A 22,221-nucleotide genomic window follows, 5' to 3' on the forward strand; every position below is an offset into this window, starting at 1 on the left:
GTTTCCTGGCGTCGTGAACCATTCGACCTCGCGCCGTCACTCGCGTTCGATGCCGGCGAGACGCATGCCTCGCGTAGGACCGAGATCGTAGAGGTGGAGAACGAGTGCGCCGGAGCCCGTGCCGTTCTTGATCTTCACGACCACGTAACGTTCTGGGCCGCCGTCGGGGGGGCCTTCGTTCGGAATCATCGACGGCAGCGGGAAGCACACGCGCCCGTTCGCTTCGGGCGTGACCGGAATCGGCGAAGGCGCATTGCCGACACGCGAGACCATTCCGGAGTACTTGAAGGAGTCGGCCGGGAGAACACCGGTGCGACGCGCGAGGTCGACAGCGCAGATCGATTTGCCTTCGACGCTCACGTCGGTGATGGGTGAGAGCTTCGAGAAATAGCGGCGGAGAATGAGTCGCTGACGCTCGATGAGAACCTTCGTCAGCCACTCGGTGTGCGCCGGATTCGTGAAGTTGCCGACGCGCACGGCGGCCGCGACGTGCTCCGGTGTGAAGCGCGCGATGATGCGGGCCGCCCAGGCGGCGTCGTGCTCGGTCATGCGACCGAACGCGGGATTCGGGTATTCGCTCTTCCACGCGTGCGGATCGAAATCGTAGGAATTGAAGTATCCGAAGATTTCGGCGCCCGGCGTGCGTTGCGAGGTTTCCCACGGGCGCTTTTTGGCGCCGAGCGTGATGAAATCTTCGGAGATGTGGCCGAAGTCGAGGACGAAGGTATGACCGAGGCGGCGTGAGAACGCGTCGATGTCCCACTCGCTGCCGAAGCAGTCACCGAGGTCGATGTACCAGTGGCGAACGTAGCCCTGGCTCTTCGGGTTGTCGGGATTCTCGGGCATCCACGTCGACATCGTGTTCTGCTCGCGGGCGTCGAAGTGGTTGAGCCACGCGGCAATCACGCGTGCGCCGCGCAGGTCACGGCGGTCTTCGTGGGGAATGACGTCGGAGGGATCGTCGTCGCGAACACCCGCATAGGTGAAGGGGCCGAGCGTGCGCCCGGGGAGCCATCGCGAGGCCGTCGCGCGATAGAGCTCACCTCGGCGCCCCGTTCGCGCGAGCACGGCGGTGAGCGCCTCTTCGTCGAAGGGGCGAGCCGGGCCGACGTTCGCTTTGACCGTCAAGCCGGGCGCGAGCTTGAGCGCCGTGCGCTTGAAGTAGACGACGGCGTCGCAGGGCGCCCACCAACCCGCGGCGTAGTACAGGCGCGAAGCAATTGCGGTGGCGGCGGTTGCACGCTCGACTTGGATGTCGTCCGTCTTGAGCATGAACTTCGTGCCCTTCACGACGACGCGGAAGCCGGGGTTGGCGCCGTTGTCCTTGCCGTGATCGACGTACCACGAGCCGTCGGGCGGATCGTCGGTGAGCTCCGTGCCGGCGGGGCAATAGCCACGCGCCGCCTCTTCGGGATCGATGTCGCGCGCGCCGATGCGGTTCTCGAACCAGCTCGAATCGGGCACTTCGTCGAACGCGTTCACGTTGACGGCCTCGCCGCCCGGGGTGACCTGGAAGAACTTGGAGACCGGACGGAAGATGGTGTTGTCCGCGCCATCCCACGCGAACGAAGACTCGTAGTCCTTGGGCGCGCAGGCGATGCGGTTCGGATCCTTCTTGGAAGGATCAGGGCGGCACGGCACCGACACGAAGTCGAGATCCTGATCGCGAAGCACCGGTGCGGCGAGCTTGAAGCGACGCGGATCGTCGTGGGCGCACGCGAGGAGACTCACCGTGGCGCCCGCGAGAAGGAGACGCGCCGGCACGCGGCCCTTTCGACGGTCAGAAGCGCGGTCAGAAGCGCGGTCAGAAGCCATGATGGGACCCCACGACGAGACGGAAGGAGCTCACGTGGAAGCCGCTGTCGAACGGATCCGTTCCCGCGGCGACGAGGAGTTCGAAGGCAGAGTCACGCTCGCCGTTCGAGCGAACGCCGATGCCCGAGCTGAGGCGCAGCAAGCCAGGATCGAAACCGTCGAAGTGGGCGCCGAACACGTTGCCCACGTCGGTCTGGATGACGCCGTCCAGGTAAACCCAGACCGGCCACGTGTAGCGGAGGCTCGCGACGAGAGAGCTCCGGTCGATGAGGCGGTTCCGAAGGTAGCCGCGCATCAAGTTGTCGCCGCCGAGTGAGATCTGATCGGTGAACGGCGTGGTTCCCTGGAGCGGGTCGTTGAGCTCGGCGTTCACGTTGACGGCGATGACGCGCTCGGTGCCCGTCATGTCGAGGGCGGCGCCGACCGAGCCGCCGTAGTTGATCCAGGCGCGTCGCTGGGCGCCGTCAGGGGCGAACACGCCTTCACCGTGGGCGGCGAGGCGGATGCCGCTGCCCTCTTGGGGCTTCGGCTTGCGAGTGTCGAAGGTGGCGGCGACACGGGAGAACGCCGCGTTGTAGCCCTGGCCGAGGCCTGGCGGGGGAGCGACCTCGCCCTCGGCAACACCCGTCTGGATTGAAGGATCGTCGCAGCAGGTGCCGTTACCGAACTCGAGGTGGCGGAAGCCGGAGCGCACCTCGAGCGTGCTCTCTCGCCAATACTGGTTCTGGTAGCCGAGGCTCGCTTCGGCCGTCTGCGACTGGTAGCGGAAGCGCTTGGTTCCGGCGCTCGGGCCCATGCCGTAGAAGGGGTTGTCCTTGCGGCGCCAGAAGTTGGCGTCGACGAAGAGCGACTCGTGCTTGCCGATCTCGTAGCTGTCGACGGCGCGCACCGCGATCCAGTCGGGACCCCACGTGCCGAAGTGGAGACGGATCGTGTTCGGATCGGCGAGGAAGTACTTCCACGAAGCATTGAAGCCGACGCTGGGCTTCAGTCCGAAGTCGAAGAGTGCCGAGGGATAGATCTGAAACTGGCGTCGTTCACCGAACGTGAAGAAGTCGATGACGGTCTGCGACCACTGCTCGCGCTCCGCCACGACGACGAGTGCGCCGATCGGCTTGCGTAGGACGTACTCGCTCACCAACCAGAGGGGGAAGAGCACCACGCGAGGCGGCCACACGGCCACGTCGCCGACGGTCGTGCCCTTTTCGGGGCCGCCATAGTCTTGCTGCTCACGCTTCGGATCGGCCGCTGCATCGGACGTACAGAACCACGTCGACAGGACGAAGAGTGCGAGCGCGATGGCGTGGACGCTTGGCATCCCGGCACGTCGCGGGCGGGGGCGAGCCCGGCGCGCGCGAGCCGGCAGGCGGCAGGAAGCGGTACTCACTCACGTTGCGGTGTACCACGGCCGCACGGGCTTTTTTCGGCCTTTTCGAGCACAGGACCATGCCACGTCAGTCCGATACAAAAGGGGTAGAAATGAGTACTGTCCTGCTTGCCGTGGGGAGACGTTGCCTCCATCGTGCCGGCCGATGGAACGGTTCGCGCTTCTCGCTTCCGGTACGGTTGGATTCCTGGCCGTCGCCCTCGGTGCGTTCGGGGCTCACGGGCTGAAAGCGCGGCTTGCTCCCTTGGCCGATGGCGTCCAGCGCCTCGAGTGGTGGAACACCGGCGCTCACTACCAGGCCATCCATGCGTTGGCTTTGGGGCTCGTCGCGTACCTCGCCTCGCGGTCCTCGTCGACCGCGGTGACCGTGGCCGCCATTGCCTTCTTGGCCGGCGTGCTTCTCTTTTCGGGAAGCCTCTACCTCATGACGCTCACGGGCCTCCGCTGGCTCGGCGCGGTGACGCCCCTCGGCGGGCTCGCGTTTCTCGTCGGATGGGCCTCGATTTTCGTCGCCGCCTGGTCGCTCACGAACGCGCGTCCCTGAAAAGCCCGTGTGAGCCGGCTCTGCGTGGGGTGCGCGATGCGCTCGACGCCGCCGATTTTGCTGTAGCGTAGGGGCATGGACACCCGCACCGCGAAGTGCCTGCTCCTCACGAAGGTCCTCGTTGCCGACGGCATCATGACCGAGAACGAACGTGGCTTCCTCGACGGAGCCATGAATCGCATGGGGCTGTCGCCGGACGAACGACGTCGCGTGCTGAACCTCGACGGGTGGGACGACGCCGAGCAGGCGCTCGTGGGGCTCTCGAACGAGGAGAAGCAAGAGCTCGTCGGGCAGCTCGTCGACGCGGCCTCGAGCGATGGGCGGCTGTCGCCTCTCGAAGCACAGATGGTCAAGCGCATCTCGGCCGCGCTCGGCGTCCAGAGCTGAGTCGGTTCGCGCGGCACGTCGTTTGCGCCCAGGGCGGGGAGAACTCCTCGCCTGGAGGATGCCGTGCGCCGAGGTCTCGTTGCGCTGTTTTCGTTCGCGTCGCTCGCCTTCGTCGCGTGCGCTCCCACGCGTTACGAGTACGCGCCCGTGGCAACCACGAGCGGGGTGATGCCTGGCGTTCCGTCGGTCGACTACAAGGTGCCGGGCTCGGGGCAGGGTGACGTGAGGCTCGGAGCCGTCGGCATCACCACCATCCCTTCGCCGGGCGTGGCCGACGTTGCGGGGATTCGTGCTGCGCACTTGCGTATGACCGTGACGAATCGCAGCGGGCAGACCTGGACCGTGGATGGCTCCGAGCAGCGCCTCGAGCTCGAGAAGAGGCAGCCCATCGTCGCTGCGCTCGGAAGCAACGGTGCCTACGCGCCGACGGTGGCCATCGCTCCGGGAATGACGCAATCGATCGATCTCTACTTCCCATTGCCGGCCGACCAGCAGAAGGTGACCGAGCTTCCGAAGTTCAGCGCCATCTGGACCGTTCGCACCGGAGGGCAGCCGCTCACCGAGCGTACGTCGTTCGAACGCGTGATCGCGCAGCCGGCACCGTCGCCTCCGCAACGGGACTTGCCGGGGTCGTACTTCCTCGATCCGTGGAATGCGCAAGGGAACTTCCCGACGCTCGAACCTCCTGACGCCATCGGCTACCCGCCCGATAATTGGCCTCCGACGCGCACGCGGAACTGGTAGCGCGGGCGACGATCGATGCGCCATTCATCCCGGGTAGGTCGGATAAATCGACAGGCGGTTCCGAACAGGCGACGACGCCGTCGCCTCCGCAGTGACCGATGAGTTCGGCGCCGACGTACGCGCAACGGGGGGCGTCGACTCCTTCGGCGCGTCATGACCATCGGCGCTGGCCGACGCCCGTGCGAACAGTCTGAAAAATAGCCACTTTCGGCTGTCGGACGACGGAGCTCGGAGGCGTGCAAACCTCCCTGGAACGACGGAGGTAACGTGAAATGACACGGCGCTTCCTTCCTATCGAAGGGAGATCGAACGGCCATATCCGCGTCAATCGATCGATCGGAAAGGGGCGCTCGTGCGGTTGGCCATCACTCGTCACACGACGCGGTTACTAGACGCAGTGCAACACGCGCACGTGATGTGTAGACCAAGTTTGACGGGAGCTGTTCGACCAACGCACGGCCCGACCAACGGGACACAACGGAAGGTGTCGTAGTGAAGAAGCTCGTACCGGTCCTCCTTCTCCTCGCGGCATGTACTCCGGACATCGATCTGTCGCCGCCTCCCAATGTGGGAATCGTCGTCGAGTTCGATCCAGGCGCGAAGGTGCCGGTGGTTCCTCAGCCGAACGATCTCGCCAAGAGTCCGACGACAGGAAAGATCGTCGTGCCTCCGTCGCCGACGGACACGCCGGCCCAGACCGAGTTCAATACGAACTACCTCGGCACGCTGACGGGCTTCCCTCAGGAGAGCAACGGCCAGGCACTCGTGACCGGTGATCTCGCGCCAGCGACCGTCAATCCGCAGACCGTTCTCGGATTCGACCTCACGGCCGGCGCAGCGGCGGTGCCTCTCGCTCCCGTCCTTGCGAATCGCGCAGTCGTGATTCCCCCTCCGGCTGGTGGATGGACCCGCGCGCATACCTACGCCATCGCGTTCATCGCCGGCCCGAACGGGATGAAGGGCGCGAACGGTGACCCCGTCATCGGCTCGCCTACGTGGACGCTCGTCTCGGGGACCACGCCGCTCGTCACCTGTCCGGACCTCAAGACGAACTGCATGCCGACGGTCGACGTCATTCCCTCGAACCTCTCCGATCCCGCTGCGCAGCTCGCCGACCAGACGGCGAAGGCGATCCAGCTCGAACAGATCCGTCGAGGCTTCGCGCCACTTCTCGACGGTCTCGAGGCCAAGGGGATTCCGCGCTCCGACGTGCCCATCATCTGGACGTTCTCGATCGTCGACAACGGCGAGATGACGTTCGACCCAGCGAACAACGTCATCCCGTTTCCCAACGACATCGTTCGCTCGAACGGCAAAGTCGCGTTGCCGAACCCACACACCGGCGCGCCGCTCACTGCGGCCGACTGCCAGACGAGCGACCCGACTCTGCAGATCTACTGTGGGCTCAATACGCTCGACGGATTCTCCACCGTCGTCGCGCCCATCAGCGAGAACTCCGAAACGCTCGGGGCGGCGATGCAGGCGACGATCGACGCAGCCAGCCTCAACGCGCTGAGCGTCGGTCTCGTCAAGCTCGGGTCGGCTGCGCCGGCCGCCGAGCAGACGGATCCGAAGTTCACGCCGTGTCTGAACTGCCTTTCGAGCAAAGATTCGTCGGGCAATACACCGAATTCGCCTCAGCAGCTCCAGTGGAGTCTGAACGCTCCGCTGGACGAGATGACGACCTACTTCGGATACGTCACCAGCGCCGTCACCGACACGACGGGCAAGCCGGTCATTGCCACTCCCGTGTTTGCGCTCGTGCGTTCGAGCACGCCGCTCGTGGTGAACGGTCACTCGGCGGTCAACGTTCTCACCGACGCGCAAGCCAATCAGCTCGAGCCGCTACGCGCAGCGCTCAAGCCAGCGTTCGACGCGCTGGAGGCCAATGGCCTGCCGCGTTCGAACGTGGCACTCGCGTTCCCGTTCACCACGCAGTCGGAGGCCTCGACCCTCGTTCAGCTTGCCGCCTACCCCGGACAGGTTCCTGGCCTCCCCGATTCGCCTCTGACGGTCGCGGATGCCACGGCCCAGTACACGGCCGCGGCAGGCGGAACGATTCCCATCGACGGAATTGCGAAGTTCTTCTCGGCGACGATGGTGACGCCGGTTGCGGTGACGGGAACGGGCGGAACGCTCGATCCCGCCAATCCGCAGCCGAAGCCGGTCAATCTCGTGATCGCCATTCCCAAGACCCCAGCGCCGGCCGGCGGATACCCCGTCACCATCTTCGGTCACGACATCACGCGTTGGCGCAACGACGTGCTCGCCGTCGCGAACAGCCTCGCCAAGGCCGGGCAGGTCGTCGTTGCTCCGGACCACCTGCTCCACGGTGACCGCTCGAGCTGCACCGGCTCGGCGGCGGCCACCCAGCAAGCTTCCGACGACGCGTCGTGCGCGAACCCGACCACCATGAAGTGCGACGAAGGCGCGCTCCAGGGAATCTGCGTTCTGCGCGCCGACGCCTCGCGCGCGGCGTGTACGCCAGGTATCCCGGGCGACGTTGCGTGCACCACACAAGGTCAGGGCCTCTGCGCGACCGACAGCAAGTGCCAGGGCGCCGGCGCGGGCTTCCTGACTGATGCGCAGGGCCGCCCGGTGATCTCCGGTTGGAACGACATCTCGCTCACGAACTTCTTCGCGACGCGAGACAACTTCCGGCAGGCCGTGATCGACTTCTCTCAGCTCGTCCGCGTGCTCAAGGGCACCGGGGGCACGAGCTTCACAACGCAGCTCACTGCCGCGAACGGTGGTACGGCGATTACGTACTCGACGACCAACTTCAACTACGTCGGGTCGGGTCTGGGAGGCATCCTCGGGTCGCTGTTCAATGCCGTCTCGCCCGATACCAACAACGTGGTTCTGAACACGACCGGTGGAACGCTCCCCCAGATCATCCTCACCGCGCCGTCGTTCGCGGCGCAGAGAACGGCGCTTCTCGCCGGCCTCGCGAGTCAGGGCCTCCAGCCTGGGACGCCCGGCTTCGATCAGTTCGTCGGCATCACGCAGTGGATCCTCGACCCGGCCGACCCGGTGAACGTGGGCTACCGCCTCACGCACCCGACCGAGGTCACCGGGGGGCCCACCGCACCGAACGCGAATCGCAAAGCCTTCGTGCAGTTCATCGAAGGCGACCAGACGATCCCGAATCCGACGACGTTCGCATTCCTCATGGGCGCGAATCGCAACTTCACGCCCACGCCGCCGAACTTCGGCTGTACGGCGCCGCTCTTCTGTTACGAATTCACGCTCGCGGGTGATGGCTTCGACGACGCGACGGCCACGCCCGCCACGCGGCACGGCTTCTTGCTCGTCCCGCCCACGGGCTCGCAAGGCGTTGCCCTCACGACGAAAGCGCAGACTCAAGTCGCCACGTTCATCGCCACGGGCAACCTGCCGTGATTCGGAGAGATCCCATGAAGAAGCGAACACTCTTCGTCACGTCCGCTGTCGTCTTCTCGATGTTCGTGGCCGCCGAGGCGCAAGCCGCCGGCACTGCTGTCGACGTCAACGACGCTCGAGCCACCGGCATGGCTTCGGCCGTCATTGCCAACGTCGACGACTCGTCGGGTGTCTTCTTCAACCCGGCAGGTATCGCGCGAGGCAAGGGCGTCATCGATGCGAGGATCGGCGGCACGGCCATCGTGCCGTCGTTCAATTACAGGAGCCCGAGCGGGAACAAGACCTGGGTTGACTTCTACATCGTGCCGCCGCCGCACGTGTACTTCGCGTACGGCATCACGGACTGGCTCACCGTCGGCATCGGCGAGTTCTCACCGTACGGCCTTCGCATCAAATGGCCGTCGGACTGGGATGGGCGCCGCCTCAACCAGGACGTGAAGCTCTACACCTACTACTTCAACCCGACCGTCACGTTCCGGTACGGGCCCGTGCGCATCGGCGGTGGCTTCCAGCTCGTTCGCGGAACCGTCGAGCTCCAGCGCGCCATCTCGTTCGGCTCCTCGGAAGGTCAGATCCATCTCGGCGCCGGCGCATGGGGAGTCGGGGGGAACGGCGGCATTCAGGTCGATGCTATCAAGCAGTACCTCACGCTGGGCTTCACGTACCGAAGCGCAGTGAAGCTCAACTTCAACGACGGCAATGCGCACTTCTCGGGCGTACCGATCGGATTCCAGAGCACCCTCCACGACCAGAAGGCGTCGACCTCGCTCACGCAGCCGGACACGTTCGGCGTCGGCGTCGCGTCGCGCCCGATCAAACGCTTGCTCATCGAGGGCGACATCGTTTGGTACAACTGGAGTCAGTTCCGCAGCATCGACATCAACTTCCCGGACGACCCCACCGGCACTCTCTCGACCCACCAGGCCACGAACTGGAACAACAAGGTCAACTACCACCTCGGCGGCGAGGGCGAGATCGACGACCACTGGCGCGTACGCGCCGGCGCCTTGCTCGACCCGAGCCCTGCGCCCAAGGAGACGCTATCGCCCATCATCCCGGATGCGACGCGTCTCAACCTCGCGATCGGCGCTGGCTACGTCCACGAACTGGGGTTCCGCGTGGATGCGGGCTACCAATTCCTCGTTCTTTTCAGAAAGGACACTACGTTCCCCGCCTTCCCCGGTGATTACGGTGGGTTTGCGAACTTGCTCGGCGTGACCGTCGGCTATCAAACGCCGATGGAGAAGAAGACGGAGCCGAGCGTCCCGGCCGTCGAGCCGCCTCCCGCGGCGCCCACCGAGCCCGCGCCGACGCCCTCTGGGGAGCCGCCGCCCGCAGGCCAAGTCCCCGGAACGACGCCGATCGAGCCAACCACGCCGCCCGCGCCGCCCACGCCGCCCACGCGGACGACCCCCAATCCCTGACCGAGGGGAAGAGTCACGCGCGGAAGTCCGTATTCCATAACTGCTGGACACGGCATTTCTTCGGTTAATTCTTCGTAATTCCAACTGAAGAACTGCGATTTTTGCCTTCCGACGCCATCGACAAGGGGTGCCTTGCTCGAAGGTGAAAGTGAGTCACAATCCGCGCGCCACCCGGCAGAAAGGCCGTTTGCCGTGCGCGATTCATCTCCCGCCTCGTCGGACAACGTCTCGAACGACTTCGCTGTTTCATCGCATGCAGCGCACGCCGATTCGACGGTGAAGCTGAGCGCGATTACCGAGCTCGAATCGGAAGCGCTCGTCGATCTCGAAGTTGGCGATGAGATTGCGGAGATCGACGTCGAACCGGCGCCCGACAGCCAGCGCGCCACACGCCAGCTCGGTCAACCGATCGTCGTTCTCTCCTCGGAGCGAACGCAGGAGCTCGTGGCCGACGACATCCTCGAGGTCGCCGAAGTCGCAGAACGTATCGAAGCCGAGGAGCAGCCGAAGGCCGTCATCGTCTCGCCCGTGGTGATGGTCGCCGAGCCAACGCAGGATTTCACGCAGCCGCTTTCGGCGTCGATGCTTCCGCCGAGCGTCCGCTTCACGCCCTCGCTTCCTTCGGTCATCGTCCCGGCCACACCACCGACGCCGATGCAACCGACTGGCCACGCTCCGAGAGCCATGGCCGCCACCGTTCGCCCGTACCCGAGCTCTTCGGCGTTCCCTGCGGCCACGCCGCATCCAGGGTACGCCCGCCCGAGCTCCATCGCGCCGGTGGCGGTCGAGATTCATCCCTCGCAGCAAGTCGTCGCGACGCTGCAGATGCGCGCGTTGCCGGCGCGCGTGGTCATTGCTCGGCCCGATCGGACGCCGTTTTACGTCCTCGGCGCCGCCGCGGCCGTCATCGCGCTCGCTGTCGGTGGGGCATTCGCCTTCCGGGCGTCGTCGCTCGTCTCGAGGGCGGACAACGCTTCCAAGATCACCGCGCCGGCTGGGCAGCGCGTCGCCGACAGCCGCAACGAGGTTCCACCGCCGGACGCGACCATCAACGCGGACAAGGCGGTGAGCCCGCTCTCGTTGCCGGATGCACCGGCCGCTCACCCCGCGGCGCCCTCGCACGTGCCGGTGAGCACGGCGCCCGCGCCCGTTGCTCCAGCGCCTGCCACGACGCAGAACGCGTCGAATCGGACGGTCTCCACGCCAGCGGCGCATGCGAATACGGTTGCTGTTGCGCCTGCACCCGCGCCGGTGCGTCCGCCGTCTCCTGCGGAAGCTCCGCGCAACGTCACGACGGGCGTGATTCATGTGAGTCCGTCGCTCTCCGTCGTGATCGTCGACGGTACGTACCGCCGGCCGGTCAACGGAACCGTCGTCGTCAGCTGCGGCCCGCACAAGGTGAAGGCCGGTATGGGGAACGCCGAGACAGTCGACGTTCCCTGCGGCCACGGCGTGTCGATGTAGACGCCGTGCGCCGCGGGACCTGACGTTCGCTATTCGAGCAGCGCGAGGAGCTCTTCGCGCGTGATGCCGCCGGCGTGGTTCGCGTCGCCGAGGGCCACGTCGGCGAGAGCCCGCTTCTTTGACTGCAAGGCGAAGATGCGCTCTTCGACCGTGTCCTTGGCGACCATTCGATAGACCATCACGGGGCGTTCCTGACCGATGCGGTGCGCACGGTCGGCGGCCTGATCTTCGACCGCGGGGTTCCACCACGGATCGAGCAGGAATACGTGATCGGCGGCCGTGAGGTTGAGACCCGTGCCGCCGGCCTTGAGCGAGACGAGCATCACCGGCGGCCCGGCTTCGTCCTGGAACTCGGCGACGACGCCTGCGCGATCGCGCGTCGAACCGTCGAGGCGCGTGAAGCGAACGCCGGCTTCGCGGAGGTGCGGCTCGACGAGATCGAGCAGGCTCGTCCACTGCGAGAATACGAGCGCCTTGTGGCCCTCGGAGGCGGCGTCTTCGAGGGCGCCGAGGAGGCGTTCGACCTTCGACGACGAGGTGGCGCCGTTCTGGCCGGGCACGAGCGCGACGTGACAGGCCGCCTGGCGAAGGCGAAGGAGTGCTTCGAGGGCAGCAAGGACGCTTCCGCCCTGTCCGAGCTTGGCGGCGACGTCCTTCTTCGTCGCGAGGCGCACGGCGTCGTAGACGCTGCGTTCGGTCTCGTCGAGTTCGACGTGCAGCACCGAGTCGGTGCGCGGAGGCAACTCGGGGAGGACGTCGCGCTTCATGCGTCGCAGCACGAACGGGCGGATCTTCGAGCGAAGGCGAGCGGCGGCGTCTTCGGTGCCATTCGCGATCGGAAGCGCGTAGCGCTGCTGGAAGTCGCCGCGACCGCCGAGCAAGCCGGGGTTCGCGAAGTGCATCACGCTCCAGAGCTCCTCGAGGCGATTCTCCACGGGAGTACCGCTGAGGGCGAGTCGGAAGCGCGCGCGGAGCTGGAAGGCCGCGCGTGCGGTCTGGCTCGTCTCGTTCTTGATGGCCTGCGCTTCGTCGAGAACGATGGCTTCCCACGATTCGGCGGCGAGGCGCGCAACGTCGAGACGCAGCACGGCATAGGTGGTGAGCGTGACGTCCGCGTTGCGTTCGAGCTCACGACCGGCACCGTGATAGATGGTGGTGCGCAGGTTGGGGCGGAAACGCGCGATTTCCTCGGCCCAGTTGTAGACGACGCTCTTCGGGCAGACGACGAGGGTGCGGCCCTTCAGCGCGCAGATCGTCTGGAGCGTCTTTCCGAGACCCATGTCGTCGGCGAGGATGCCGCCGAGCTCGGCGTCGCGAAGGAACCCGAGCCAGTCGACGCCGACTTCCTGGTAGTGGCGGAGCTCGGCGTTCAGATCGGTCGGGAGCGTGGCCCTCGGGATGCCGGCGAAGTTCTCGACGAGCGGCGCGAGGCGTCCGAGCTCGGCGGGCTTCGGGAGATTGAGATCTTCACAGAGCGCTCCGAGCTCGGGGAACGCGGCGTAGGCGAGCTTCTTGTCTTCGCTGCGCGCCGCGAGGAGATCGGCGACGCGGTGACCGTGCTTGGAGAGCCAATCGGCGGGCAAGGGGGCCCAGCCGCCGCCCTCGAGGGGGACGAGATCGAGGCCGTCTTGCCAGGCGCGCATGACCGACGCGGAGTCAGCGCGCTTCGGCTCGCCCGTCGCGGCTTCGGCATTGGCGTCGGTCTCGACCTCGAAGACCACGTCGAAGACGCCGTTGTCGAACACGATGCGTGCGCCAAGGTTCTTGCCCTCGAACTCCGCCGCGGCGCGATCGCCGATGCGCTCCTGCCACGCGCGAAGCTTGGCGGCGAAGCGAATGGCCTCCGTTCCGTCGAAGTCGACGCGACGGCCCGGCACGAGATTGAGCTCGTCGCGGAGACGGGCGAGCAGCGTGCGCTCCTCGTCGCGTTTGCGAATCGGAACGCCTTTGCCGAGGGCAATGACGGCGTCGCCGTCGATACGCGCGATCGGCGGATCGCCGTAGACGAGTGTGGGCAGCACCGAGAGCGTGTGCCCTTGATGCGAGAGGTCCATCGAGATGCGCGGCAGGGCTTCGCGCGTGGCGTGCTTCAATTTGCGCGTGTTGACGACGACCGTGAGCTTCTTCTCGAGCTCCGGCAAAACGCGCGTGACGAGCTCCGCTTCCTGCTCGCGCGAGAAGACGCGCGAGAGCGGAAGGCGCTCGAGATATTCGCCGGTGAGCTCGGTCTCGCCGAGCGGGCGGAGCACGTCCGCCACGCGCGCGATGCCCATCGCCACGACTTCGGTGACGCTCGGATCGCGCTCCATGCGGAGGACGAAACCGCCGTTCGATGCGGCCTCGACGACGGCGCGCGGGAGCATCGGCTCGCCGGAGACGCGAATCGGAGCACCGTCGAGGGTTACTTCCGTCCCGCTCTCGAGAGCGCGGAAGATGTCGCTCACGCGGGCGAGCGGGAGAACTTCTCGGGCGGGCGCGCCGAGAATGCGGTCGACCAGCAAGTCTTCGTGGGTCGGCTCGAGGCCCGGCGGCGGTTTGCCTTGGGCGAGGCTCGAGGCGAGGGCGGTACCGAGCTTCTCCTCGCTGCCGTCACCCTGGATGACGACGCGCGTGAGGAGCAGGCGCCGGTCTTTGCGAACGAGCCGGTAGACGAGGCGCGCGGGTTTCTCTTCTGGTGCCGCTTCGAGCGACGCTCCGGCTTCGGCAGCCTGCGCAGCGGCAATCGCCGCCGCGGCGATGTGGGGACAGGGCTCGACCTTGCCCGCGCAGTCGCACGACCACTCTTCGTCGTCGAGGTAGAGCGTGACCGTGGGGGCGACGGCGAAGCCGGACGCGCGCACGCGAAGGACGAGCTCACCGTCTTTCGACGAAGCGCGGCTGACGGCGTTCTCGCGAGCGAGTTTGACGCCTTGAGACCAGATGGCGGGAAGCGTCGCCTTGCGAACGGCGGCGAGGAAGGACTGCATCGAAACTTGTTTTTCAGACTGCGCGCATCACGAGCGTGACGTGCCAGAAGAGGCAGACGCTCGCGGCGACGACGATCAGGTGGAAGATCTCGTGGTAGCCGAACGTGCGCGGCCAAGGATCAGGACGCTTGAGGGCATACACGAGAGCACCCAGCGAATAGCTGATCCCACTGGCGACCAGCAGCCAGACGCACGTAGAGCCTACCACCGGCATGCGGTCGATGACTTGTCCGACCACGGTCCAGCCAAGTGTCACGCACACTAGGGCGCTGACCCACTTCGGCGCCTTGGGCCAGGCGATGGACTTCACCACGCCGATCATGGAGCCTGCCCAGATCGAGGTCAGGGCGCCGTGCCCGCCCGCGCTCGAGGGGACGAGCGCGAAGAGCGGGGTGTACCCACCCGCAATGAGCAGGAAGATGGCAGCGTGATCGAGCCGGCGCATGCGCATGCGCGCGACGTTCGACCAGTTGACGCGATGGTAAAGCGCGCTGACGCCGAGGAGCGTCGCCAAGCTGATCCCGAACACGAGCGCGGCGCGTGCCGACTCGCGGCTGCGCGCACCGTGGACCAGCACCGCCGTGGCGACGACGGCCACGAAGAACGAGATCTGGTGGGAGACGCCGCGCAGCAGCGGCTTGACCGGCGGCGGCGTATGACCCGAGGCTGAGGAGGCAGGCGGCGCTTCCGACGGATGCGGCGCGTGCGGCGCGTGCGGCGCGTGCCCTAGGCCCGAGTTCGAGGTGCGGGTAACTTCGGTCCCGGAGCGCTCGATGGCCTGTGCGGAGGTCTGCATCGCGAATCCTTGGCCTCCTCTACTCGATCTGGGACGAGCTTGCGACCCGTGACGAGGCCGCGGCTCACGTTCGCACTCGTCGCGCGAGGGCCTGGGAATCAGCCGCCGGTGATTCGGCGCATCTCGTTCGCCAGGAATTCCCAGACGACGGCGATTCGGGGCACGTCGCGGAGTGCTCGATGCCCGACGAGCCAGAGATCGTCGCTCGGCCAGGCATCGGCGCTCGGCGTCAGCGCCGCGTCGTAACGAATCGGGACGAGCTCGTGAGGTGCGAGATAGGGCTTGGGAACGAGGACGATGCCGAGGCCGGTCCGCGCGGCGGCGAGCTGAGAGGAAAAATGGCTGGTACGGAGAGCCACCGGTGCCTTCGCCGCGTGGGTGGCGACCCAGCGGGCCGGCGGAAATCCAGCGAGATCACGATCCCACGTGATCCACGGAGCATCCGCCCAGGATTCGAGCTTGCCGAGCTCTTTCACGAGCGCCGGATGCGCGGCGCCGAGCCAGGGGGCGGTGGCGACTTTCGTGATGACGAGCTCGGAGCCCTGGGGCTCCAGCGAGCGCAGTGCGATGTCGGCTTCGTGACGCGTCAGATCCCGCGCCGTGGTGGATGCATCGAGCTCGACCGTGATCTTCGGATGGTGCTTGCGGAGGCGGACGAGGGACGGGGCGACGAACGTGTCGGCGATGCCCGGCGCCGTGCTGATCCGCACCGTGCCTTCCGCCTCGGCTTCCACGGACGACGCGTCGCGGGTAAGCCGCGCATGCGCTGCTTCCATGGCCTCGGCCGCTGGCACGAGCGACTCGGCGGCATGCGTTGGGACGATGCCTTCGCGCGTCCGCTCGAACAGCCGCGTGCCCAGCGATTCCTCGAAGGCGGTCAGGCGCCGGCTCACGGTGGACGTGTCCAGACCGAGCCGCGCCGCCGCCGCTCCCAAGCTCTTCATTCGATGGGCCGCGAGGAAAATGCGGACGTCGTCCCAGCGTGAGCTCTGGTCTTGCGAATTTGCCGCCATGAGTTGCATCGTTGCGCCTTGTCTTGCATTCCGGCAAGGGTCATCGTTCCTCGCATGAACGACGAACTCCACGTGGTCCTCGGGGCAGGTCAGATCGGCTCGCGACTCTCGAAGCTCCTGCTCGCCAAGGGTCATCGCGTACGCGTCGTGCAGCGAAGCAACCCGAGCGCGAGCGTTCCGAACCTCGAGCACGTGTCTGGCGACGTCACGGATCTCGCCTTTGCCGAGCAGGCCACGCGAGGCGCGGCGGTCGTCTACGACTGCATGAATCCGCCGTATCACCGCTGGCCGGAGCTGCTCTTGCCGATGGGCCGCGGTGCGGTCCACGGGGCGGCGCGCGCAGGTGCCAAGCTCGTCGCACTCGATTGCCTCTACATGTACGGGCGTCCGAACGGTCCGCTCGCCGAAGACGCGCCGCTTGCGCCGTGCAGCAAGAAGGGCGTCCTGCGCGTCGAGCTCGCGAACATGCGCCTCACCGCCCATCGCCGGGGCGATGTGCGCGTGGCGATCGGCCGAGCCAGTGACTTCTTCGGTGCGAACCTGCAGTACTCGGCCTGGGGCGACCGCTTCTTCCAGCGCATCCTCGCCGGCAAGGCCGCCGAGTGCACGGGCGATCCCGACATGCCTCACGCGTACACGTATGCGGACGACGTCGCGCGCGGCCTCGTCACGCTCGGCGAACGGAGCGATGCCCTCGGCCGCGTGTGGCACTTGCCGACCAATCCCGCCGAGAGCACGCGGTCGCTCGCGAAGAAGCTCGGCGCTGCGCTTGGTCTCGACGTGAAGATGACCCGCGTGCCGAAGGTGCTCCTTCGCGGCATCGGTCTCTTCGATCCGTTCATGCGCGAGGTCGCCGAGATGACGTACCAGTGGGAAGTGCCGTTCGCGCTCGACGATTCGGCCTTCCGCCGGACGTTCGGTTACGGCGCCACGCCGGTGTCCGAGCAGATTGCCGCCACCGCGGCCTGGGCACGAAGCCGTTTCGGAGTCGGCGCCGGCGAGCCCGCGTTCGCGAAGTGAGCGGCTTCTCTCGGGCGCCTCAACGGCGCTCGAACTTGCCCGACGAGAACTCCTCCACGATCGCGGAGAGCTCGGCGAGTCGTTCACCGGCGCGGCCTCGACCGAGGCTCTGCGGTTGCGGAGCACCGATGCTCTCGAGCACCTCGCTCATCGCGCCGACCTTCCCTTGGACGCGATCGCGTGCGACCTGGCGTACGTCGATCTGCGTGGCCGGCAAGCTGCCCCCGGTGCGCGTGAACAGGTCGGTGGGGTAAGGCCCCCAGGTGCAGATCACGTCGGTCTCGCGAACGAACGCGTTCCACTTCACCAAGAGCTCTTCCGGCGAGAGGCCGGCGGCGAGCTCGTCTTCCGAGATGCGAATGCGCGACGAGGTGGTCGGCGCGAGAGGCGCGCGCGGGACCAAGACCTCTTCGAAGCGCTCTCCCGTCGAGAGGCGATAGGCCGCCCACAATACGAGCTCGTCGGCCGGCGTGCGCTTGCCGTCCTTCGTCTTGTACGGCCATGCGCTCGCTTCCGACATCACGCAAACGAGATCGCTGGCGTGCTCGCGCATGCGTGACATCGCATTCGGGCGACGAGGCTTGGCGCCCTTCGCGTGCCGCACACGCGCGCCGTGCAGGCGACTCGTGTGCTCGATCTGCATGTCGACCATTGCACGGAACGGCGCAAGGAGCGCCTGGAAGCGCTCGGCGTCTCCTTCGAGCGCACCGAGCACGTGGACGAGCGCCTCGATCGTGGACACGCACGACGGTGCAGGTTCACGACGGATGCGATACTCGCTCTCCTTGTCAGGTGTGAAGGCGAGCCTCGGGAGCGCGGCGAGCTCGGGGTTTTCGCGCACCACCTTGCGCGTCTGCCACCAGGTTCCGTCGACGACGATGAGCGTGATCGGCCCCTTCGGCGGCTCGCTCAGAACGTCGACGGCGTCGTCTCCCGGGTAGAGCAGGGCGGCGGGGCGCTCGGGATCGGAGAGCGCGCTCTCGAGGGCCTTCGAGCCGCTCCAGCGGACACCCACGTGCAGCTCCGAGTTCGGCAGACTGAGGTTCGCCATGCGCGCGGTGCCGATGGGCACGTCGCGCTCGCGCGGGTGCTGGAGCAACACCACGCGCGTCTTCGTCTCGATCGGTGTGACGTGTGCGCACCAGCAAACGCGCTCCGGGCGGCGGCAGCGCATGCAAACGGTGCGGTACTCGCGCTCGGCGAGCGTGTCGGTGGTCCCGTCGGTGGGGGTGGTGCTGGCGGTCATGAAAGCCTCTCGCGCGCGAGACCACTCTTGGGATCATGGCGGAGCGCGCCTTCGGGGATACCCCCGGTCACGTTCTTGGTCTCGACCTCACCGCGCGTCCAGAGCGTGCGCTCCACCATCGCGCGGAAGGGATGCTCGAGCGCGCGACGAACCTCGTCGCCTTCGAGAATCCCGAGAGCACGTGCGATGGCCTCGAGGGTGGCGAGGCCGTGCTCGTGCGCTTCGGAGCGAAGACGATAGACCGAAGGCTCCCCGCCCGCGGGCAGCGTCGCACACGGAACGTCCTTCAATCCAGGCACGCGGTTTCGCACCTTCGAGGCCTGTCGCCACGTCCCGTCGGGCACGATGAGCGTCACGGGCTTGCCGGCGGCGGCGAGCTTCGGCGCGAGATCGACCAGCGGCACGGCATCTTCGTGCGGAAAGAGCAGCACGGGCTGGGACCCTTCGGGCACGGCGATGGCGTCGCTCGGCCGATCCATGTGGCCCCGAACGTGGACCTCGCTGTTCACCAGGCATTCCGTGGCGACGCGGCCCGTGTTGGTGGGCTTGCGCTCTTCGACGCGGTGAATGACGAGAACGAGGCGCGTGCGGAGCTCGATGCGCGGAAAGAGCGAGCACACGCAGAGGCTCGCATGCAGGCGACAACGTTGGCAGCGGTAGGCCGCATTGGCTCGCCGGCTCATGAAACCTCGCGGGGCAGGCCGAGCGCGTCGAGGGCAAGCCCCAGATCGTCGGGCATCGGAGCGCGGACCACGACGCGCTCCTTGGTCATCGGATGATCGAAGGCGAGCTCGAAGGCGTGGAGTGCCAATCGATGAAGGTTGTATTGTGCACGGTAGTGGCGGTTGATGGCGCCCGAGCCGTGCTTCACGTCGCCGACGAGCGGATGATTGATGTGCCGCAGGTGACGTCGGATTTGATGGAGCCTTCCCGTGCGGGGCATGGCGCACACGAGCGAACAGCGATCCACGGAGGAGTGGGCCACGAGCTCGAAGTCGGTCACGGCCGGCACGCGCGGGCCGTCTTCTGCCTTCTGGATGGCGTAGTCGATGACGCCCCGTTCCGGCGCCATGCCGCGCACGAGCGCGAGGTAGCGCTTGCCGACGGCGCCGTCTTCGAACGCCCGCGCCATGGTCGAAGCGGCTTCCTTCGTGCGCGCGAAGGCCAGTGCGCCGCTCGTTCCCCGGTCCAGTCGATGGAGCGGATGCACGTGCTGGCCGCCGAGCATGTCGCGCACGCGGAACATGGCAACGTCGTCGTCGTCGTCCCAACCGCGATGCACGAGCAGACCCGAAGGCTTGTTGGCCACCACCACGTGTTCGTCGACGTGGAGAAGCTCGATGGGCGGCAGCGCCGAGGGCACGTCGGTCATGAAGCCACCGGCCAGCCCAGTAGGAGCCTGTTCTTCGGCGTGATCGTCTCGGGGATCAGCTGCGTGTGAACGGCATAACCGCTGCTCCGGAGGCGGGCGGCGCGCGTCACGTCGATCGCGAGAGGCGCGTCGACCCAGCCGTCGACACCGCCGCGATCGCACGTGGCTTTCTCGTGGCAGCAGGGGAGGACGGCCACGCGTGCCTTGGCGGCCACGGCCTTGGCGAGCACTTCGTCGGTGAGGGCGCCGCAGGCGTGCGTGGAGATGACGACGTCGTCGGGGCCGAGCTCGACGCTGCCGATGGGACCTTGCTCGAGCCGCACGCGGCCGGCGAGGCGAGGCCACTCGGTGGTCATGATGTTGGCGATCTTCGCGGCGCTCTCGGGAATGCGCGCGTCGACGGCGAGCGCGGTCTCCGAGGTGTCGTCGAGGAGCAGCATCAAGTAGGCGACGAGCCCGTGACCGCACGCGAGGTCGACCACCCGCCCGCCGCGGAAGCGACGCCGTGCACGACGCGCCATCTCCCACGACTCGTAGAGCTCCTTGCGGGGCAGGCAGTCGGCCTCGCAAAGCGCGCGCGCGATTCGATCGAAGAGCGTGGTGCCCTGGAAATGGCGCGCCGCTCTCGGCGTGAGCTTCACGCGGCTCGACGGCGCGAAGGCCTCGCGCCTTCGGAGCGATGAGACGGTCACGCTTCGCCCGCGGCGATCTCGGCTTCGAGGGCTTCCCACTCCGCCATCAGCGTCTCGATCTTGCCGTCGAGGTCCGCGCTCTCCTTCTCGAGACGCGCCTGTTCGTCTTTGCTCGTCTTCTCGAAGAAGCCATCCGTCGCGTACATCTCGTGGATGGCCTTCTTGCGAGCCTCGGCCTCTTCGACGGCGGCGAGTACCTTGTCGCGCTTCTGAGGCAATGCCGCGAGGCGGTTGCGGCGCTTCTTCTGTTCTTCCCAGGAGAGCGCGCTCGTTGCGCCGTCGGTCTTGCCGTCCTTTCCGGCGCCGTCGGCGCTCTTTTCGGACTTCGCCTTGAGCACGACGGTGTCGGCGTCGAGGTGGTCGTCACCGCAGCGCTCGAGGTACTCGGCGTAGGTGCCGGGGAAGTCGCGAACGCCGTTCGGCGTAATCTCGATGACGCGCGTGGCGAGCTGCGAGACGAACCAGCGATCGTGCGAGACGAAGAGGACCGTGCCGTCGAAGGTGCGGAGGCCTTCGGCGAGCGAATCGATCGACTCGAGGTCGAGGTGGTTCGTGGGCTCGTCGAGCACGAGGAGGTTCGGCTTCTCGATGATGATGCGCGCGAAGACGAGACGTGCAGCCTCGCCTCCGGAGAGCGCGCCGATGGGCTTTTCGACCTCGTCGCCCGAGAAAAGCATGCGCCCGAGCTGGCCGCGCACGTACGACGTGGCCTCCATCGGAACGGCGTTCCACACGAAGTCGAGCGGCGTGCCCTTGGGATCGAGGAGGAGCTCGTGGTGGTCCTGCGCGAAGTACCCGGGCTTCACTTCGTGGCCGAACTTCACCGCGCCGTTGTCGCTCTCCAGGCGACCCATGAGGATCTTGAGGAGCGTCGACTTGCCGAGGCCGTTGGGGCCGATGATGGCCACCTTCTCGCCGCGTCGAACCGTGAGCGAGACGTTCTTGAGGACCTGCTTTTCGCCGTAGGCCTTGGAGACCTCGCCGATCTCGATGACGTCGCGACCGCTCGGGCGTTCGGGCGTGAAGCGGAAGAGCGGTGCGCGTCGCGATGACTGCGCGAGCTCCTCGACCTCGATCTTCTCGATCTGCTTGAGGCGGCTCTGGGCCTGCTTCGCCTTGGTGGCCTTGGCTCCGAAGCGCTCCACGAAGGCGCGTTTCTCCGCGATGATCTTCTCCTGGCGCGCGATCTCGCTCTCCTTGCGTTCGCGCACGGCCTTCTTCTCGATCACGAACGCCGAGTAATTCCCGGTGTACGGCGTGACGGTGCCGTAGTCGACGTCGAGGATGTGCGTGGCCACGTTGTCGAGGAAGCGCTGGTCGTGGGAGATGACGAGCGCCGTTCCGCGATAGCCGGCGAGGAACTTTTCGAGCCAGCGGATCGAGAGGATGTCGAGGTGGTTCGTCGGCTCGTCGAGGAGGAGGACGTCGGGTCCACCGAGGAGCACGCGCGCGAGCAGAACGCGCAGCTTGAAACCACCGGACAGCGTGGAGAGCGGCAGCTTGTGCTGCGCGAGCGGAATGCCGAGGCCCACGAGGATCGCCGCGGCGCGCGACTCGAGCGTGTAGCCGTCGGCGTTCTGCAGGGCGAGCTCGATGTCCGCCAGGTGAGCGGCGTCACCCTCTCCGTGATCGACGATGCGCGAGCGCTCTTCGAGAAGGCGCCAAGCCTCGGCGTCGCCCATCATGGCGAGGTCGAGGATGATCTGGTCGTCGTCGAGGAAGAGATCCTGACGGAGCACGCCGACCCGCGCGCGGCCAGGAATGGCCACGGTGCCCTCCGTCGAAGGCTCGTCGCCCGCGACGATCTTGAGGAAGGTGGTCTTGCCCGAGCCGTTCGCGCCGACCAGGCCGTAGCGCGAGCCAGGGTTTAGCTGGAGCGAGACGTCTTCGAAGAGCGTTCGTCCGCCGAAGGATTTGCCGAGCTGCGTGGTGCCAATCATCCGAGCGGC

At 66.8% G+C, this 22,221-nt stretch carries 17 protein-coding genes; 7 read left to right on the forward strand and 10 right to left on the reverse strand.

The annotated features are described in order from the left end of the window. Window positions 1-36 precede the first annotated feature (36 nt). Entirely contained in the window at window positions 37-1,764 is a 1,728-nt protein-coding gene (locus AKJ09_RS25270) for a hypothetical protein (protein ID WP_146649963.1), read from the reverse strand. 40 nt (window positions 1,765-1,804) lie between these two features. Then, window positions 1,805-3,133, reverse strand: a complete 1,329-nt coding sequence (locus AKJ09_RS25275) for a BamA/TamA family outer membrane protein (RefSeq protein ID WP_146649965.1) — start codon at window positions 3,131-3,133, stop codon at window positions 1,805-1,807. Window positions 3,134-3,347: 214 nt separating this feature from the next. Between AKJ09_RS25275 and AKJ09_RS25280 the strand changes: the two genes are divergently transcribed. The 6 genes from AKJ09_RS25280 to AKJ09_RS25305 all read left to right on the forward strand — a co-directional run bounded on the left by AKJ09_RS25280 (window position 3,348) and on the right by AKJ09_RS25305 (window position 11,167). Continuing rightward, on the forward strand, window positions 3,348-3,746 hold the full coding sequence (locus AKJ09_RS25280; RefSeq protein WP_146649967.1) for a DUF423 domain-containing protein: 399 nt from the start codon (window positions 3,348-3,350) through the stop codon (window positions 3,744-3,746). A 75-nt stretch (window positions 3,747-3,821) separates the two neighbouring features. Then, window positions 3,822-4,133 carry a TerB family tellurite resistance protein gene (locus AKJ09_RS25285; RefSeq protein WP_146649969.1) on the forward strand — a complete coding sequence of 104 codons (312 nt, stop codon included), beginning with the start codon at window positions 3,822-3,824 and terminating at the stop codon, window positions 4,131-4,133. Window positions 4,134-4,196: 63 nt separating this feature from the next. Then, window positions 4,197-4,877, forward strand: a complete 681-nt coding sequence (locus tag AKJ09_RS25290) for a hypothetical protein (protein WP_146649971.1) — start codon at window positions 4,197-4,199, stop codon at window positions 4,875-4,877. A 492-nt stretch (window positions 4,878-5,369) separates the two neighbouring features. Beyond that, a complete protein-coding gene (locus tag AKJ09_RS25295; RefSeq protein ID WP_146649974.1) occupies window positions 5,370-8,279 on the forward strand; it encodes a hypothetical protein in 2,910 nt (969 codons plus the stop codon). A 14-nt stretch (window positions 8,280-8,293) separates the two neighbouring features. Beyond that, window positions 8,294-9,703 carry an OmpP1/FadL family transporter gene (locus AKJ09_RS25300; RefSeq protein ID WP_146649976.1) on the forward strand — a complete coding sequence of 470 codons (1,410 nt, stop codon included), beginning with the start codon at window positions 8,294-8,296 and terminating at the stop codon, window positions 9,701-9,703. A gap of 192 nt (window positions 9,704-9,895) precedes the next feature. Further along, the gene (locus tag AKJ09_RS25305; RefSeq protein ID WP_146649977.1) at window positions 9,896-11,167 is read left to right on the forward strand and encodes a hypothetical protein; all 1,272 of its coding nucleotides are present in this window, start codon (window positions 9,896-9,898) and stop codon (window positions 11,165-11,167) included. Between the two features lie 29 nt (window positions 11,168-11,196). Here the strand turns inward: AKJ09_RS25305 and AKJ09_RS25310 are convergent, their stop codons facing one another. The 3 genes from AKJ09_RS25310 to AKJ09_RS25320 form a co-directional block, all read right to left on the reverse strand. Next, entirely contained in the window at window positions 11,197-14,133 is a 2,937-nt protein-coding gene (locus tag AKJ09_RS25310; RefSeq protein WP_146649979.1) for a DEAD/DEAH box helicase, read from the reverse strand. A 13-nt stretch (window positions 14,134-14,146) separates the two neighbouring features. Then, complete coding sequence (gene trhA / locus AKJ09_RS25315) at window positions 14,147-14,929, reverse strand: PAQR family membrane homeostasis protein TrhA (protein ID WP_146649981.1); 783 nt, start codon at window positions 14,927-14,929, stop codon at window positions 14,147-14,149. A gap of 98 nt (window positions 14,930-15,027) precedes the next feature. After that, on the reverse strand, window positions 15,028-15,942 hold the full coding sequence (locus AKJ09_RS25320) for a LysR family transcriptional regulator (RefSeq protein WP_169927849.1): 915 nt from the start codon (window positions 15,940-15,942) through the stop codon (window positions 15,028-15,030). A 54-nt stretch (window positions 15,943-15,996) separates the two neighbouring features. Between AKJ09_RS25320 and AKJ09_RS25325 the strand changes: the two genes are divergently transcribed. Beyond that, on the forward strand, window positions 15,997-16,962 hold the full coding sequence (locus AKJ09_RS25325; RefSeq protein WP_146649985.1) for an NAD-dependent epimerase/dehydratase family protein: 966 nt from the start codon (window positions 15,997-15,999) through the stop codon (window positions 16,960-16,962). A gap of 19 nt (window positions 16,963-16,981) precedes the next feature. On the opposite strand, the gene AKJ09_RS25330 is transcribed toward AKJ09_RS25325, so the two are convergent. The 5 genes from AKJ09_RS25330 to abc-f are packed head-to-tail and all read right to left on the reverse strand — an operon-like array spanning window position 16,982 to window position 22,212. Beyond that, window positions 16,982-18,208 (reverse strand): tRNA-uridine aminocarboxypropyltransferase, encoded by a 1,227-nt coding sequence (locus tag AKJ09_RS25330; protein ID WP_146649987.1) that lies wholly within the window; start codon window positions 18,206-18,208, stop codon window positions 16,982-16,984. Next, complete coding sequence (locus AKJ09_RS25335; protein ID WP_146649989.1) at window positions 18,205-18,891, reverse strand: tRNA-uridine aminocarboxypropyltransferase; 687 nt, start codon at window positions 18,889-18,891, stop codon at window positions 18,205-18,207. The genes AKJ09_RS25330 and AKJ09_RS25335 overlap by 4 nt, the downstream gene beginning before the upstream one ends. Then, the gene (locus AKJ09_RS25340; protein WP_146649991.1) at window positions 18,888-19,580 is read right to left on the reverse strand and encodes an RluA family pseudouridine synthase; all 693 of its coding nucleotides are present in this window, start codon (window positions 19,578-19,580) and stop codon (window positions 18,888-18,890) included. Before AKJ09_RS25340 ends, AKJ09_RS25335 begins: the two co-directional genes overlap by 4 nt. Beyond that, a complete protein-coding gene (locus tag AKJ09_RS25345; protein WP_146649993.1) occupies window positions 19,577-20,272 on the reverse strand; it encodes a methyltransferase in 696 nt (231 codons plus the stop codon). The genes AKJ09_RS25340 and AKJ09_RS25345 overlap by 4 nt, the downstream gene beginning before the upstream one ends. Next, a complete protein-coding gene (gene abc-f, locus AKJ09_RS25350; RefSeq protein ID WP_146649995.1) occupies window positions 20,269-22,212 on the reverse strand; it encodes a ribosomal protection-like ABC-F family protein in 1,944 nt (647 codons plus the stop codon). The genes AKJ09_RS25345 and abc-f overlap by 4 nt, the downstream gene beginning before the upstream one ends. Window positions 22,213-22,221 lie beyond the last annotated feature (9 nt).

Origin of the sequence: Labilithrix luteola, assembly GCF_001263205.1 — a bacterium.
In the GTDB taxonomy this organism is placed as follows: Bacteria; Myxococcota_A; Polyangia; order Polyangiales; family Polyangiaceae; genus Labilithrix; species Labilithrix luteola.

What these genes read in the sequence shown, in the direction of transcription:
- AKJ09_RS25335 (WP_146649989.1), bottom strand. Translation starts at nt 18,891, where the DNA reads ATGAGCCGGCGAGCCAATGCGGCCTACCGCTGCCAACGTTGTCGCCTG.
- AKJ09_RS25285 (WP_146649969.1), top strand. Translation starts at nt 3,822, where the DNA reads ATGGACACCCGCACCGCGAAGTGCCTGCTCCTCACGAAGGTCCTCGTT.
- AKJ09_RS25280 (WP_146649967.1), top strand. Translation starts at nt 3,348, where the DNA reads ATGGAACGGTTCGCGCTTCTCGCTTCCGGTACGGTTGGATTCCTGGCC.
- AKJ09_RS25310 (WP_146649979.1), bottom strand. Translation starts at nt 14,133, where the DNA reads ATGCAGTCCTTCCTCGCCGCCGTTCGCAAGGCGACGCTTCCCGCCATC.
- trhA (WP_146649981.1), bottom strand. Translation starts at nt 14,929, where the DNA reads ATGCAGACCTCCGCACAGGCCATCGAGCGCTCCGGGACCGAAGTTACC.
- AKJ09_RS25340 (WP_146649991.1), bottom strand. Translation starts at nt 19,580, where the DNA reads ATGACCGACGTGCCCTCGGCGCTGCCGCCCATCGAGCTTCTCCACGTC.
- AKJ09_RS25275 (WP_146649965.1), bottom strand. Translation starts at nt 3,133, where the DNA reads ATGCCAAGCGTCCACGCCATCGCGCTCGCACTCTTCGTCCTGTCGACG.
- abc-f (WP_146649995.1), bottom strand. Translation starts at nt 22,212, where the DNA reads ATGATTGGCACCACGCAGCTCGGCAAATCCTTCGGCGGACGAACGCTC.
- AKJ09_RS25300 (WP_146649976.1), top strand. Translation starts at nt 8,294, where the DNA reads ATGAAGAAGCGAACACTCTTCGTCACGTCCGCTGTCGTCTTCTCGATG.
- AKJ09_RS25320 (WP_169927849.1), bottom strand. Translation starts at nt 15,942, where the DNA reads ATGGCGGCAAATTCGCAAGACCAGAGCTCACGCTGGGACGACGTCCGC.
- AKJ09_RS25325 (WP_146649985.1), top strand. Translation starts at nt 15,997, where the DNA reads ATGAACGACGAACTCCACGTGGTCCTCGGGGCAGGTCAGATCGGCTCG.
- AKJ09_RS25330 (WP_146649987.1), bottom strand. Translation starts at nt 18,208, where the DNA reads ATGACCGCCAGCACCACCCCCACCGACGGGACCACCGACACGCTCGCC.